Origin of the sequence: Ferruginibacter sp. HRS2-29, assembly GCF_024343615.1 — a bacterium.
Lineage (GTDB): Bacteria > Bacteroidota > Bacteroidia > Chitinophagales > Chitinophagaceae > Ferruginibacter.
The window spans coordinates 35145-50934 of sequence record NZ_RJUB01000009.1 but is presented as its reverse complement, the minus strand read 5'-3'; the positions used below and the strand labels follow the sequence as shown (position 1 = coordinate 50934).

Annotated in this window: 14 protein-coding genes; 3 read left to right on the top strand and 11 right to left on the bottom strand. The window is 44.1% G+C overall.

Features of this window, described 5'->3' with window-relative positions; all coding sequences use genetic code 11:
• Positions 1 to 47: 47 nt before the first annotated feature.
• Together EGI32_RS05000 and EGI32_RS04995 are read right to left on the bottom strand one after the other, a co-directional pair.
• A complete protein-coding gene (locus EGI32_RS05000; protein WP_255154278.1) occupies positions 48 to 1148 on the bottom strand; it encodes a lactonase family protein in 1101 nt (366 codons plus the stop codon).
• Between the two features lie 136 nt (positions 1149 to 1284).
• On the bottom strand, positions 1285 to 2484 hold the full coding sequence (locus EGI32_RS04995; protein WP_255154277.1) for an MFS transporter: 1200 nt from the start codon (positions 2482 to 2484) through the stop codon (positions 1285 to 1287).
• 131 nt (positions 2485 to 2615) lie between these two features.
• Here EGI32_RS04995 and EGI32_RS04990 point away from each other — a divergent pair, with 131 nt between their 5' ends.
• A complete protein-coding gene (locus tag EGI32_RS04990) occupies positions 2616 to 3596 on the top strand; it encodes a YpdA family putative bacillithiol disulfide reductase (RefSeq protein WP_255154276.1) in 981 nt (326 codons plus the stop codon).
• Between the two features lie 35 nt (positions 3597 to 3631).
• Here EGI32_RS04990 and EGI32_RS04985 read toward each other — a convergent pair whose 3' ends face one another.
• The 4 genes from EGI32_RS04985 to EGI32_RS04970 form a co-directional block, all read right to left on the bottom strand.
• A complete protein-coding gene (locus tag EGI32_RS04985) occupies positions 3632 to 4138 on the bottom strand; it encodes a cupin domain-containing protein (protein WP_255154275.1) in 507 nt (168 codons plus the stop codon).
• 18 nt (positions 4139 to 4156) lie between these two features.
• Positions 4157 to 4375, bottom strand: a complete 219-nt coding sequence (locus EGI32_RS04980) for a hypothetical protein (RefSeq protein WP_255154274.1) — start codon at positions 4373 to 4375, stop codon at positions 4157 to 4159.
• 148 nt (positions 4376 to 4523) lie between these two features.
• On the bottom strand, positions 4524 to 5024 hold the full coding sequence (locus EGI32_RS04975; RefSeq protein WP_255154273.1) for a DinB family protein: 501 nt from the start codon (positions 5022 to 5024) through the stop codon (positions 4524 to 4526).
• Positions 5025 to 5030: 6 nt separating this feature from the next.
• Positions 5031 to 5531: a DinB family protein gene (locus EGI32_RS04970; protein ID WP_255154272.1), complete on the bottom strand. Its 501-nt coding sequence runs from the start codon at positions 5529 to 5531 to the stop codon at positions 5031 to 5033.
• A 122-nt stretch (positions 5532 to 5653) separates the two neighbouring features.
• Here EGI32_RS04970 and EGI32_RS04965 point away from each other — a divergent pair, with 122 nt between their 5' ends.
• Positions 5654 to 6622, top strand: a complete 969-nt coding sequence (locus EGI32_RS04965; protein WP_255154271.1) for a GlxA family transcriptional regulator — start codon at positions 5654 to 5656, stop codon at positions 6620 to 6622.
• Positions 6623 to 6807: 185 nt separating this feature from the next.
• Here EGI32_RS04965 and EGI32_RS04960 read toward each other — a convergent pair whose 3' ends face one another.
• Positions 6808 to 7527, bottom strand: coding sequence for a hypothetical protein (locus tag EGI32_RS04960; protein WP_255154270.1), 720 nt, complete (start codon positions 7525 to 7527; stop codon positions 6808 to 6810).
• A gap of 136 nt (positions 7528 to 7663) precedes the next feature.
• Between EGI32_RS04960 and EGI32_RS04955 the strand changes: the two genes are divergently transcribed.
• Positions 7664 to 10528, top strand: a complete 2865-nt coding sequence (locus EGI32_RS04955) for a DEAD/DEAH box helicase (protein ID WP_255154269.1) — start codon at positions 7664 to 7666, stop codon at positions 10526 to 10528.
• Between the two features lie 122 nt (positions 10529 to 10650).
• Here EGI32_RS04955 and hutU read toward each other — a convergent pair whose 3' ends face one another.
• The 4 genes from hutU to hutH form a co-directional block, all read right to left on the bottom strand.
• A complete protein-coding gene (gene hutU / locus EGI32_RS04950; RefSeq protein ID WP_255154268.1) occupies positions 10651 to 12309 on the bottom strand; it encodes a urocanate hydratase in 1659 nt (552 codons plus the stop codon).
• An 81-nt stretch (positions 12310 to 12390) separates the two neighbouring features.
• Positions 12391 to 13281, bottom strand: a complete 891-nt coding sequence (locus tag EGI32_RS04945; RefSeq protein ID WP_255154267.1) for a hypothetical protein — start codon at positions 13279 to 13281, stop codon at positions 12391 to 12393.
• 16 nt (positions 13282 to 13297) lie between these two features.
• Positions 13298 to 14191 carry a hypothetical protein gene (locus EGI32_RS04940; RefSeq protein WP_255154266.1) on the bottom strand — a complete coding sequence of 298 codons (894 nt, stop codon included), beginning with the start codon at positions 14189 to 14191 and terminating at the stop codon, positions 13298 to 13300.
• Positions 14188 to 15684 (bottom strand): histidine ammonia-lyase, encoded by a 1497-nt coding sequence (gene hutH / locus EGI32_RS04935; RefSeq protein WP_255154265.1) that lies wholly within the window; start codon positions 15682 to 15684, stop codon positions 14188 to 14190. Before hutH ends, EGI32_RS04940 begins: the two co-directional genes overlap by 4 nt.
• Positions 15685 to 15790: the final 106 nt, after the last annotated feature.

Below are 15790 nucleotides of genomic sequence, written 5' to 3'. Positions count from 1 at the left end.
TGCCTTTTTTAAAATGCTCTCTGTGTTCCTTCGTTCCCTCTGCGGTTCTAATTAATCCATTTCAGGCAAACAGGGCTTGGTATCTTAATTCGTTCATTCGTATCCGTTAGCAAGCCGCTGTATTTATCTCTTTTGAAAATAACCACTTCATCGCTTTTCTGATTGGCAACCAGCAAAAAATTACCGGAGGGATCGATCACAAAATTCCTTGGGGAAATGCCCATCACTGATTGATACCCGGCTACTTTCAACTTACCGTTTGATTCAATTGAAAATATGGTGATCTTATCCGATTCGCCACGATTGGACGCATATAAAAAACGACCGTCGGCCGAAATATGGATATCAGCAGCGCCGATCTTTCCTATATCCGTAGTTGGCACCATGCTTATCTTCTGCAGATGCGATAACTTTCCTTTTTTGTATTTGAACACATCCACATTGCCAAACATTTCTTCTACCAGGTACGCATATTTTCCATTAGGATGAAATGCAATATGCCTCGGTCCTGCGCCGGGAGTGATGTTGGTGTAATGTATCTTTCCAAGGCTGCCATCTTTTTCGTTGAATTTGTAACTAACGACCTGGTCGGTTCCCAGGTCCGCTACCAGCAAATATTTATTATCCGGCGAAAAAACGGTGCAATGTACATGCGGTTTCTCCTGCCTGCTTTTGTCAATACTACTGCCCCTGTGTTGTGTAGTGGAAATGGATTTACCTATGGAGCCATCTGCGTTCAAAGGGAAAATGGAAAAGTTGCCTCCGTTGTAATTGCCTGCTACCAGCCATTTGCCGGTTTTGTCGATACTCGTATAACACGGATGATCACCACCGGTAGGCTGCGTATTTATTTTTGTTAAAGTACCATTGGAATAAGTAAATCCTGTGATGGTTCCCGATCCTTTATCGGCCCCCAGTTCATTGACCGAATACACAAACTTATGGCCTGGCGAAACTGCCAGGTAAGATGGGTCGGGAGTGAACAACTTCGATACCGGCGAAAATTTACCGGTCTGCATATTGAAATCGTACACATAAATCCCTTCGCTTTTACCGCTGGTGTAAGTACCTACAAGCAATTGCTGGTTGGATTGTGCAAAGGTTTGAATCGATAACAACATGGCTATTGTGTGGAGGATTTTTTTCATTCCCGTAATTTATATTCTTTGTAATTAATAATGAATAATGAATAGTTAATAATTCTTCTATCACGAACGTCCTTCAATATTGGGGACTTTAAAATTATCAGTCCTCAATTATTCATTATTAATTATTCATTATTAATTAGTATATGGTTTCATCATATTCCAATTCCGGCTCCGCCTTCTTGATATTTACTAAAAACTTATTCCGCCATGCGGCAAACGCTGCCAGCAATGCCATCAAAATCAATAACGACAATGCTTTCGACAATCCCGCATGTTTGGAAATAAATCCTATCACCGAAGGGCCGGTAAGAAAACCGATCAACCCTCCGGTGGTTATCATCGCGTACCCTTCCACCATACTCACTCCCGGAATGTTGGCAGAAGCCGTAAACAATACCGGTACGATACAGGAGCATCCAAGCCCGACCAAAATATACCCCACAATAACCACTGCGATATACGGAGCAGTTACCACCAGCGTAAAGCCTGTTGCAGCCATCAAACTGCCAAAGACCACGATCCTTTTTCCTCCCATCCGGCTGATGATACTGTCGCCATTCAGCCTGCCCAATGTCATCGCGATAGCGAAGCCTGTGTAGCCCAAGCCGATAAACGCCGCGGGTGAATGCATCACTTCTTTCAGGTAAATGGCGCTCCAGTCTGCCACACAGCCTTCGGCCATAAAAGTGACCAGGCAAATAAACGATATCCCTAATATGGTGAATGACGGTAATTTGATGCCCGATCTCGAATGGATGAGTTCGGAATGTACCAACAGGTGTTTCCGGTTTCCCATCAGTACACAAAGTAACACTACAGCCAGCAATAAGATCTGCCAGCCCGAAGCCAGGTGAAATGCAAAGAAAACCGCCGCAAGTCCTGTGCTTACTGCACCTCCAAGACTATACATACCATGACAGGTACTCATGAATAAACGGTTTTGGTCTTTTTCCATTTTATTCACTGTAGTGTTTACAGAAACCCCGTTGAGAAAACTGATGAGTCCGTAACAATACAGGCAGATCCAGAAAATGATCCGGTTGGGCGCATTTACCTGCACCATCATCAGGAAGCATAAAGCCATGTAACCTGCCGCCATCCATTTACCCGCAGGTACTTTGCTGAAAACCCTCGTGGAGAGCAGCATTCCGGTGATAGCGCCCGCCGGCGAAAGAAAAAGTGAAAGGCCGAGGCTTCCATCGTCGAAACCCAACCGCTGTTTGATGCCGGGTAGTGAGGAGAAAAAAATGCCGAGCAGCAGACCATTCGTAGCATATAGAAGCCCTAATGCAAGAATGGCCCTGTTGCGGATAAAGGAAGAAATGTTTGTGATCATACTTTATTTCACGGATTTTGCGAATTACACAGATTACACGAATTTTCGATGAATGCCGTACTATCTGTGTAATTCGCAAATTCGTACTATAAAATTACCACTTCGTTTTACATTTGCATAAACATATTTCCTTGAACAATACTACACATCATCCCATCATCATCATTGGCGGAGGGCCTATCGGCCTTACCTGCGGCATTGAAGCCAAAAAAGCTGGCATCGGACACCTGATTTTAGAAAAAGGTTCGCTGGTAAATTCTATTTATGATTACCCGGTAAATATGACCTTCTTCTCCACTTCGGAGCGCCTGGAGATCGGCGGGATCCCGTTTGTATCCAACAACCCGAAGCCTACCCGTTCTGAAGCGCTGGAATATTACCGCAGGGCCACCATTGCGGAGCAGTTGAATATTCATTTGTTTGAAGAAGTAAGATCGGTAAAAAAGGGAGCCGGAATATTTCACATCAACACCAGTAAAAAAAATTACACAGCTGATTTCGTCATCATCGCTACCGGCTTTTATGATATCCCTTACCTGCTGAATGTTCCCGGCGAAAACCTGCCGAAAGTGACCCATTATTACAAAGAGCCTCATCAATATGCTTTTCAAAAAGTGATCGTGGTAGGTGCACAGAACTCCGCTGTGGATGCGGCTTTGGAAACATGGCGCAAAGGCGCTGAAGTGACCATGGTTATCCGCAAAGGAGAGATCGGGCAACGGGTAAAATATTGGGTAAGGCCCGATATCATCAACCGAATAGAGGAAGGCTCCATCAAAGCATGGTATCATTCATCCATCAGTGAAATACGCGAACGGGAAGTAGATATCCAAACGCCGGAAGGCATCGTCACCATAGAAAATGATTGGGTGATCGCCCTCACGGGATACCAACCCAACCTGGAATTTTTATCTTCCACCGGCATTGACCTTTACGCCGACGAAGTCCGGAAACCCACATACAGTGAGGATTCGCACGAAACGAATGTGAAAAATGTTTTTCTTGCCGGAGTAATTTGCGGAGGCATGAACACACACAGGCTGTTCATAGAAAACTCGCGGGTGCATGCGGAGAAGATAATGAAAACGATCAAAAAAATCTATGATCTATGATGTATGATCTTAGATCATACATCATAGATCATAGATCATACATTCTTCCTGCAGAAATGCCTGATCAGTTTTTCATGCTGAGGAAACTCTTTTGCCAATACATCGGCATCTGCCATTTCAAAATCACGGAAGTCAAATCCGGGCGCTACCGTACAACCGGTGAATGAAAAATCGCCGAGTGTTTCGGAAGCAAACCAGCAGCCGGCCGGCACGATGGCCTGGAATTGTTGCCCGGCCCCCATATCATTTCCAAGATGTATAGTTGTTGAATTACCATCCGGATCGATCACATATACATTTGCCGGAGCACCATGGTAAAAATGCCAGCACTCATCGCTGAGTATGCGATGAAAAGCGGAAAAATTATCTTTTTGGAGTAAAAAATAAATGGCGGTGCTGAAGTTTCTTTCACCGGAAAATCCACCGGGAAGCGCATCTGCAGGAATGACCCCGTTACTGCGATAATTTTCTTTGTAATAGCCCCCTTCGGGATGCGGGAGCAGTCCATATTGCTCTACGAGCGATGTTACAGTAATTTCCATCTTCAAAAATATCCCATATCAGGCATATTTCATCTTACGTTCATTCATATCTATTACCGGGGCTTGTTCATTCATTTTTCTGAAAGTGATCACAAAGATCATTTTGATCATAGTAGCAACGAGATAGATCATGATAGCAGTTCCGGCGATGGCCTTTACAGTAAAATTAAGCAACATGATTATGCCCATCAACAAGGCGATAAATACAGAAAATACACCATAAGTAAATTTGTTCATGACAACTGATTTTAAAAGGATAAAAATCACTCACAACTACGCACGAACGAAGCTTGAGTTTTGGATTTTCAGTTGTATAACGCAAATTTTATGGTTATAGTATTTTAACTACAAGCCATTAGTATATTTTTTACAGCAGGGGCGTATTTTACTTCAGTGAAGATTTGATATTTTTCAGCTGATGAGTGTGCCTCAGTGTATGATAGACCACAAAATAAACCGCTTCCAGCCGGGTGATAAACCCCATCTGTGGCAGCCCAAACCCTGTACAGGTCTGCGTCAGGTCTAATGTATCGATCGAATTGCTGATGGACGCACGGGCTTCCGAAAGCTTCCCGATCAGTTCATTCTTTTCATAGTGCCTTTCCTCCGGAATGATGAATCCGGGGGATTGTAATTTTGTAGTAAAATCCATCAGGATATTCCGGATTTCCCCAACATAAGCGTCCGGAGGCCGCTCTGTTAACTTAGTTCCTCCTGTCAACATTTGCCCAAAACCTGTATCAGATAAAGCCACATGCTGCGCCAATTGGCCGGCCGTCCAGCTGTCTTTAAAAGGAATTTTGTTGAAATCCGCCGAAGGAACCGTAGAAAGTTCGTGGATGAAACCGTCGATAGCAGTTTCAAGTGCCTGTTTTATATTTTCCATCTTTTTTTACATGTAATTAATAGCGGGGTATCCCAGCAGCCTGCGCCATAAAGCGATCTGGCCGATACAATTTGCTTCACGATAGTTCATGAATGAGATCAGTTCAAAATATGTCATGTTTTCCCCGGGCATCATTTCGAAACCTGTATCCAGTTTTTCGTCAGTGATCGTTTGATATATCTGGCGTAAAACGGGGCTGATCGTTTCCCAATCCTCCTGCAATTCCGTAAGCGATGGATAGGTTACCCCATCCTGTATCCCTTTATGGTCTTTGAAAAGTTCATTTCCTTTGTCTGCCCCGGCGAAACCTCCCAGTTGCCTGGCAAGCTCAAACCGTTCATGCACAAGGCTTCCGGCAAGCCACGCCACATGGTTTGCTTTTGTCTCAAGACGATTTTGGGCATCCTGGTGACTTATGCCTTCAATGGCCCGTTTGAAATAATCCGTTTGCATATCGTACAATACCAGCAGTGTAAACATCCGCGATGAAATTGGTTGAATTTCCATGTGAACAATTTTTGTATCGTAAAGGTATAGGTCCGAAAGTTTTGAGCAGGTTGGCATAAAAGTCAATCTTAGGGTGTATTTAAGACAAATACATTATTTTTAGAGCAGAAAATTGCCTTAGTATGAAAGAAGTTGGTGTTTTATTATCGAAGCAATACAAATTATTAAGTATTGCTGCTATCCTCGAAGTATTGGAAACGGTGAACAAGCTGCACGCCAACGACGGTGAAGCGGTGCCTTTTCACATCACATTATTGACCCCGGACGAAAATGCCGTTGGGGAAAGTATTTTTCCGGGTTATAATTCGGAGTATGTATTGGCTTCCTCCAAAAAAGACCTCATCCTTATTCCGGCATTCACTACCGATAATGTGCAACATGCGATACAGGAAAATCTTCCATGTATATCGTGGCTGGTGCAACAATTCAGGCAGGGTGCCGAAATTGCTACGGTGTGTACCGGTGCCTTTTTACTGGGAGCTACCGGCCTGCTCAATGGCAAGATCGCCACTACACATGTAGATGCCAGCAAAGCATTTGCACAGGCATTTCCTGAAGTAAAATTGAAAGACGATAAAACCGTTACCCAGGACGGTGGGTTATACACCAGTGGTGGGGCCACTTCGTCGTTTCATCTCCTGTTGCACCTGATACAAAAATATTGCAGCAAAGAAATGGCGATACGTACGGCGAAGATATTTGCGATTGATATGGACAGGCACCAGCAGACTTATTTCAGCACTTTTCAACCATTGAAAAATCACAATGACGAGCTGGTAGCATCTGCGCAGGAAAAAATAGAAAGATCTTTCCAGGAATCTGCCACCATCGAAGAAATGATCAGGGATATTCCCGCCAGCAGGCGAAATATGGTAAGAAGGTTTAAGCAGGTAACGGGTATCACCCCAATAGAATACCTGCAAATGACCCGGATAGAAGCGGCCAAAAAATTACTGCTCCAAACCGGCCAGCAAATGACGGAGATCATCTTCAACACCGGCTACAACGACCCGAAAGCATTCCGCAAAATTTTCAGAAAAAATGTGGGGATGACCCCGACGGAATACAGGGAGAAGTTTCAGGTGATATAGTCAATAGTGAATAGTCAATGATCAAACCTTTGAAGGTTACAATAGATGTTGTCGTTTTCAATATCACAACATTAAAAGCAAATGCCAATGATTTACAGCATTGGCATTTTTAGTTTAACTATTTATGAAAGTTTCCTCAAACTTAAAAACCATCCAAAGTTTGACTATTCACTATTGACTATTGACTACTGTATTACTACCCCATCCTCATCCAGGTACATCGTCTTATACGCCCCGTTATCAATCGTACGGATGATATAAGTAACGTTGTTGGCACCGGATCTTACCAATCGGATATCATAGAGATTATCTCCGTAAATATTTTTGAATTTGGTCACCACACTTTCCGAAACATACGTTTGCCTGATCGGATAGGTGTTGCCGTTAGTGCTTTTGGCAGCCGTACTTTTTGAGACCTTGCTGGCATCTACACCGGTGGATAAATTATAGATCACCGTACTTTTTACCACTGGGGTACTTGTTTCCACAACAGCAGGAGCAGTTGCCCTGATGGAATCGGAAGAAATGCTGGTAGCATATACCACGGCAGTAGAATTAGGCGTACCTTCTGTCACTTTATTTTTAACAGTTGTATTCTGTTGTGCATTATTGTTTACGATCCGCTGGGGCGCCGGGAAACTGTTTTGTGGCATATCTACCTCAAGGCTGGACGGTTTATTGTTGATCGGGATAGATGCCTGTACGCTTGGATTGTTATTTTCCAGCGGATTGCTTACCATAGGCGTACCCGTATTGTTATTTACCGAATTGTAAGTGAGGGCGTTTTTACTTTCTGTGTAATATGGCGGAGGTGGTGTTGTAGTAGTGATGTTGGAATTCGTGGTTGTCTGCGCACTTACCTGCCCTGCCAGCAATACTGATATTATTATAGAGAATGTTTTCATGTCTGAGGTTTTAAATACCCAATGATTTTTTCATATAATATAAAACAAGGACTATGCCCGTTTTCAGCATCCTTTTTAAATTGTGAAAAGTTCCATTCTTATTTGAACGGAGTTCATCCTAAATTTGCCGCCCGCTATGGCAGAGAAAAAAAATGAGACAAAGACCGTCGTGCTTTTGTCGCCTGTAAAACTGACTGAAGAAAAAAAAATCCTCCGCTCCCTTAAGATCACGAGGGATGCAAAAGGCATGCAATACAATACTTCCGATCTGGATGAAAATTCGATCCGGAAATTGTATGGCGATCTGCCGCGGCAAATTCCCGACAGCCTGTATAAACTCAGCCAGGAAGGATTGGCAAAACTTGAAGAAGAGATCACCCGGCGGTACAAGCTGCAAAGATCGGGCATGCCTTTCCGCCAGTTTCTTGCGCAGGCATATACAAGGCAACTGCAGGAAAGGTTTGAACAAATGAAACCATTTGCGCAGCTGATAAAATGGTATCATCAATTGCCCAATAAGGTTACGGGGAACGTTGTGACAGCAGCCTGCAATTTCAGCACTTTCAAACCATCGTTAAGATTTGATGTACGAAAAGCCGATAAAGAACTTTCATTAGCAACACTTATCACGATCAACGGGACGGCATACGAATTGACAGATTTTCGGCGCTTTCACTTTTTGCTCGAAAGTGGTAACGAATATTTTCTTTTGTCGTACAAAGATTACCAGGCATTGGAATGGCTGTCGCAAAACGATCCTGCCGAATATGTACTCGATCCATCCATGTTTGCACAGAAGATACTGAGCGTCCTGGAAAAAGACCACCCGGTTGAACGGAACGGCCATTTTGAAGTGACGACCATTGAAACAATTCCTTTGCCACGCATACTGCTGAGTGAGATCAGCAATTCATTTCTTGTACTGACCCCGCAATGGACTTACGACGGTTATCTTGCAGAAGGCCCGTGGAAAGCGGATCTCGAGGTCAACAACCTCGGAGAAGTTATTGTTATAAAAAGAAATAAAGAAGCAGAAACGAATTTTAAAAAGGAGATCGAAGCGCTGCATCCGAATTTTGTAAAGCAGCTGAATGGGTATTATTATCTCTCCTTCGCTGAAGCGCAGAAAAAACAATGGTTCCTCAAAGTGTACCATCGTTTGCTGGAAATGGATATCGGGCTGATCGGTATGGATATGCTCACGCATTTCAGGTATTCGTCGCACAAGCCACTTACGGTAATGGATATCCTGAAAAAAGAAACCAATACCCTTACTGTAAATTTCACGCTTCATTTCGGAACGGAACAGGTGCCGCTTGCCGAATTACAAAAGATATTGAATGCCGGGCAGCGTGCTGTAATGCTGAAGGATGGCTCTCTCGGGATACTTTCTGAGGAATGGCTATCCTCCTACGCAACGATGATCCGCCATAGCAAGGTGAATAAAAATCAGCTGACGGTGCCCCAGTGGCTTGCAGTGAGCCAGCATGAAAACCCCCATGAGCCGGAGCAACTGCAGGCAACCGTAAACGAACAATGGTGGCATCAATGGGAACGCTGGCAAAAGCCGGATGAACTGTTGTATCCCGTTCCTGAAACCATCCGGGCCACCCTTCGCCCCTATCAGCAAAAAGGATTCGAGTGGATGAAATTGCTGGCGGAAATCAATGCCGGCGCCTGCCTGGCAGATGATATGGGGTTGGGTAAAACATTGCAGACGATTTGTTTTATTACCGACCGGCTTGCCCAATCGGTGGACAGCATCGCATTGATCGTTTGCCCTTCTTCATTGATCTACAACTGGCAACAGGAACTTTCAAAATTCGCCCCTCATCTGCGTGCCTATATTCATCACGGGCAGGCACGCGACCATGAGAAGATCGGTGGGGGAAAATGCGATGTCTGCATTACGAGTTATGGTACGCTGCGCTCCGATATAGAATGGTTAGGCGCTATACATTTTGATGTAGCTGTGGTGGATGAAAGTCATAACATCAAAAATCCTTCGGCACAGATCACCAGGGCTGTTGCGCAGCTGAATGCATCCAGCCGCGTAGCTTTGAGCGGTACCCCGGTTATGAACAATACATTCGACCTCTATTCACAATTAGAATTCCTGCTGCCCGGAATGTTTGGCAACCGCGAATTTTTCAAGAAAGAATATGCCGATCCGATCGATCGTGACGCTAATGAAGAAAAGACTTTACTGCTGCAGAAACTTACAGCACCGTTTATTTTACGCCGCACAAAAGAACAGGTAGCTAAAGACCTGCCCGAAAAAACAGAATCTGTATTGTGGTGTAATATGAGTATGGCTCAAAAAGATATGTACGATAATATCCGCGACAGCATTCGCAGCAACCTTTTCCTGGATATTAAAAAAGAAGGCCTGGGTAAAAGCAAGCTGGCTGTATTGCAGGGCATCATGAAACTTAAGCAGGTATGCAGTTCACCATTGTTATTACCGGCAGAAGAACAAATGACAGACCTGTCGGTAAAGACACAGATACTATTGGATGAATTGGCAAACCTCCGCCAGCACAAGGTGTTGGTATTTTCTCAATTCTCAAAAATGCTCGATCTGCTTGCGGCGACATTTTCCCAAAAAGGTATTTCATTCTACCAGCTTGACGGCAGTACTTCAGCAAAAAAGAGAGCCGAAATGGTAGCGGATTTTCAATCGGAAGGAAATGATACGAATGTATTTCTTATCAGCCTGATGGCCGGAAACACAGGCTTAACACTTACTGCGGCTGATTATGTATTCCTGTTTGACCCGTGGTGGAACAATGCAGTGCAGCAGCAGGCCATCGATCGGACACATCGTATCGGGCAAACAAAAAAGGTATTTGCTTACAAGATGATCTGCAAGGATACCATTGAAGAAAAGATCATTCAATTGCAGCAGCGCAAAACAACCTTGAGTGAAAACCTGATCGGCGACCACGAAGGATTTGTAAAGGAACTGACAAAAGAAGATGTGGAATTTTTATTTGGATAAGACAAATCTATGATGTATGATCTACGATGTATGATCTGATTCTTTCGGTTTGTATGACTTACCCTTACTTGAAAGTTCTATCTATTGAAAGACATCATAGATCTTAGATCATACATCATAGATTATTTCAGCCTTTCCTGAATATCAAGGTTATATTTCCTCGCATAGTCCTTTGCCACATCATACCCCGCATCTGCGTGGCGTATCACGCCCATTCCCGGATCGTTGCGTAATACACGACTGAGGCGGGCTGCGGCATCATCTGTACCATCCGCTACTATCACCATACCTGCATGAATGCTGTACCCCATTCCTACACCACCACCATGATGCAGGCTCACCCAGCTGGCACCACCTGCCGTATTTACCAATGCATTCAATACCGGCCAGTCGGCCACGGCATCGCTGCCATCGAGCATAGCTTCAGTTTCGCGGTTGGGGCTGGCCACGCTCCCGGTATCCAGGTGATCACGGCCGATCACGATCGGGGCTTTCACTTTGCCGGTGCGCACCAGTTCATTAAAGGCAAGTCCGGCTTTTTCCCTGTCACCCTGCCCTATCCAGCAGATACGCGCCGGCAACCCCTGGAAGGCGATCTTCTCCTGCGCCATTTTCATCCACCGCAACATGCCTTTATTTTCCGGGAATAATTCCATCATAACGGCGTCGGTTACACGAATATCTTCAGGATCACCACTGAGTGCTGCCCAGCGGAAAGGCCCTTTTCCTTCGCAAAACAAAGGACGTATGTATGCCGGTACAAAACCCGGGAAATCAAATGCATTCTCCAGGCCTTTTTCTTTCGCCCTCGCCCTTATATTATTGCCATAATCAAAAGTAATAGCGCCCAATGACTGCAACAGCAACATCAGCTGCACATGCAGTTTCATGGTTTCGTAACTTTTCTGAATGTAGGCTTCAGGATTTTCTTTCCGCAATTTATTAGCTTCCTCGTTAGTCATGTTAACAGGCACATAACCGATCAGTGGATCATGTGCAGAAGTCTGATCCGTAAGCGTATCAGGAATGATATTACGGTCTATCAATCGTTGCAGCAATTCGACCGCGTTGCACAAAACACCTATACTGACAGCCTTTCCTTCATTTTTGGCCGCAACTGCAGCATCGATTGCCTGGTCAATATCCGTATATTTTTCATCCAGATACCTCGTCTCAATTCTTTTATCAATACGCCATTCTTCCACTTCGGCTATCAATGCCACCCCTTCGTTCATGGTGATGGCCAGGGGTTGTGCGCCACCCATACCGCCGAGTCCGGCCGTAACATTCAATGTGCCTTTGAGCGTGCCATTAAAATGTTTGTTCGCTGCCGAGGCATATGTTTCGTAGGTTCCCTGCACTATTCCCTGGCTGCCGATGTATATCCAGCTACCGGCAGTCATTTGCCCGTACATCATCAATCCCTTTTTCTCCAGTTCGTCAAAATGTGCCCAGTTGGCCCAGTTTGGAACGAGCTGACTATTACTCAGCAAAACCCTTGGAGCATCCTTGTGTGTTTTCAGCATAGCCACCGGTTTCCCGCTTTGTATCAGCAATGTTTCATCTTCTTCCAGGTCTTTCAGTGCCTTGATGATAAGGTCGAGCGATTCGATGTTGCGTGCGGCTTTTCCGCGGCCGCCATATACGATCAGTTCTTCAGGACGCTCCGCCACTTCAGGATCGAGGTTGTTGAGCAACATACGCAATGCCGCTTCCTGGATCCAGCCTTTACAGCTTAATGTATTTCCTGTGGGGGTTTTGTATTTCTCGAAATCGTACATAATCAATGAAGAATTAAAAATTAAGAATTAAGTATTGGGTTCGTAAAAGTAGAGAATACTTTTGCGACGGCGATATTTAAGTTAATAAAATATTTCACGGCTGATCAATACGTAGGGTGAGCTATTGGCCGGGGTTTTAGGCCCTTTGTTTTCTTTTTCCAGTAACCTTATCCAGTTGCCTTTTGCATCGTAAATATATTTCCGGGTGTAGGATTCTGTAGTGTCGTTATTCACTGTTTTAATTTCCTGCACCGGGTCGCCATGTTCGTTATTGATAAAAAAGGTTTTGCTAATGATCGTCCCATGCGTTTTTACAATACTATCCAATGCCTTGTTCTTTGAATAATAAAATTTTTGCCTGCTTACGCTTCGGTTATTTTCAACCTTGCTGGTGATGGTCTTTTGCAGCAGGCGATCCTTATCGTAAAGCAATTCTATGGTATTGAGATTTTCATAACCCACTCCTTCCGTAGTTTCGTTCCGAATGATATTATTTCCCGAATCTGAATAATGAATGAACGCTTTTTTCTTTCCGCCGCTCACCAGCCATTCCGTTTCGAGGTAATCCCCATCCGGTGTTTTTTCGAGGTTGATGAATAATCTTTCCTGCAGGCCTTTGGTCGAATCATCGTTATATATCAACTGGTAGGCATCTTTTGAAAAACGGTAACGCCACGACATGGTATTTTTATTTGCCAGGTGAAATGTATACTCCTGCATGACCCCATCATCATTAAACAAAAAATATTCGTACGACCCTTTACGTGGTAGCGGGTTTGCGTTGATATCCTCTATTCCACGATAAAAATATTCAAAAACTTTTTTCGGCTTTTCTTTCAGCAATGCATAGGGTAAAATGCTGGTATGCCATTTATCTTTGAGGTAATAACCGGGCACATCTTTCTGTTTTGTTTTACAGGAAAACAAAGAAATAAAAAGAAAAACCAGGATAAACCAATGATAGTATTTCATTTTTCTGACAAGAGATTTAATAACTGATTTCCCTGATATACACTTTGGGAGCCAGCCTGTCGGTGCTCATCTTGTAAGTGGTGAATGTTGTTTCCTCCAGCATACGTACCCAATTCCCTTTTTTATCATAACGGAATTCACGTCTTTTTATGTCGGTAGTATCTTTTCGTTTATCCAGTTCTATTATTCTTATGGCGTCGCCTTGTTGGTTATTTTCAAAGATGGTTTCTGTTTTTGATCCGTTGTTATCTGCCAGAACTCGTTTTAGAAAACCTTCCGGAGAATATTCGTAATGAGTTTGCCGGACTTCATCCCTGCTGATAGTCGTTTCATTCAATATCTTTTGCCCGTCATATTGTTCATAGGCTTCAAATTTCGCTCCCAACAATCTGTTTGCTGCAGAAAACCTTAATGTTTTTACTATCTCATTTCCATCATTTTTGAATTCAACATCCGTAAAACGAATACCTCTGGTGTTGGTAAGGGTATAATGCCTGTCTTCATATTTATTTGCGGCAACCCGCTTAAAATCCTGTGACAACAGTTCTTTCCCGTTTGTGACACTCTTTTGAAAAATAAAAGTCTGGTAACCGTCATCCTTGTAAACCGTTCTAAAGCTGGCGAGATCCGGGTTTCCACCGCTTACTGAATACTTAACCATATCACCGGCTTCATTGAATTCAACAATACGATCCAACCGCATAGAACCTGGTACCGTCAGGTTGATATTGCCGGTATCTAAGCCTTCGTATTCTGTTACTTTTTTCGGGTTCCCTTTCAATGGCTGAGCATACCCCTCGCCGATCTTCCATTTATTTTTCAGGTAATAATCATGCTCCTTTTGGTGCCTGCAGGAAATTACTCCAAAAAGGATTGCGCTAATGATGATAGGATAAACTTTAACGCTCATATCTGCGGATCTGCTTTTATAAATTCAATTGCTGCCAGCATATCATCATGCAGGATCCTGTCCGTTTCATTGAAGCTCACTTTTTCGCGGAACGCAGTAATGACCTTCTCCAGTTCGGGCGAAGACTGCAATGGCCTTCTGAAGTCGATGGCCTGTACGGCTGTCAGCAATTCGATCGCCAATACTTTTTCCACGTTATCGATCACGCGTTTGCATTTGGTGGCCGCATTAGCCCCCATGCTCACATGATCTTCCTGGTTGTTGCTGCTGCTGATACTGTCAACACTCGCGGGTGTACAAAGTTGTTTGTTTTCACTGACGATCCCCGCGGCCGTGTATTGCGGTATCATGAAACCAGAATTCAACCCGGGATTTTTTACCAGGAATGCAGGCAGATTGCGTTGTCCGCTGATGAGTTGGTAAGTCCTTCTTTCGCTGATGTTCGCAAGTTCGCTCATGGCGATGCTTAAAAAATCGAGGCCTAACGCCAACGGCTGCCCGTGAAAATTTCCACCACTAACGATCAGGTCTTCATCGGGGAAAATATTCGGATTGTCGGTCACCGCGTTGATCTCTTGTATGAAAATGGATTCTACATAACGGATCGTATCTTCTGTAGCCCCATGTACCTGCGGAATGCAGCGGAAAGAATACGGATCCTGCACCTGCGATTTTTTTTGCAGGGCGATGGCACTTCCATTTAACAAACGTCGCAAAGTGGCGGCAGTATTCACTTGCCCGGCGTGTGGCCTTACGGCATGTATGTTGGGATTGAGCGGCTCAAGTATACCATCAAATCCATCGAAACTGATAGCCGCGATGATATTCGCCCATTGCAGCAGGCGATGGCACCGGATAAGATTGTGGAGTCCGTAAGCACTCATGAACTGTGTGCCGTTGATAAGCGCCAGGCCCTCCTTGCTTTGCAAAGCGATCGGCTGCCAGTCGAATTTTTTCAGTATTTCCGATGCCGGATATTTTTTTCCTTCGTGCATCACTTCGCCAAGCCCGATCAATGGTAGGCTGAGGTGACTGAGCGGGGCAAGATCGCCGGAAGCGCCGAGCGAGCCTTGTGTGAAAATGACAGGCAATACATCATTATTGTACATATCCATCAGCCTGTTCACCGTATCGATCTGTACCCCCGAATGGCCGTAACTCAATGATTTTATTTTCAACATCACCATCAGCTTAACAATCTCTTTCGGCACTTCTTCGCCAAGGCCGCAGGCATGCGATTTCAACAGGTTGCTTTGTAATTGTTCGAGTTGCGTATTATCGATCTTCACATTCTGTAAAAAACCAAAACCGGTATTGATCCCGTAAAATAAAGCATCCGAACCTTTTACTTTTTCATCCAGGTATCTCCGGCATTTGATGATGCGTTCGTGTGCATCAAAAGTGATGGATACATGCTGATCGAAAGCGAGAAGATTTTTGATCTGCTGAAAGTCTGTATGCTTCCGGTCGAGTGGCAAATAATTGTAGCTCATTATAAGTTTTGGCTGATGATCGAAATATTTTAACTTGGGCAAATGTAAGACACGAATTGCACGAATTATGCGAATTACACGAATTAAAATGCAGTCATATTACTCC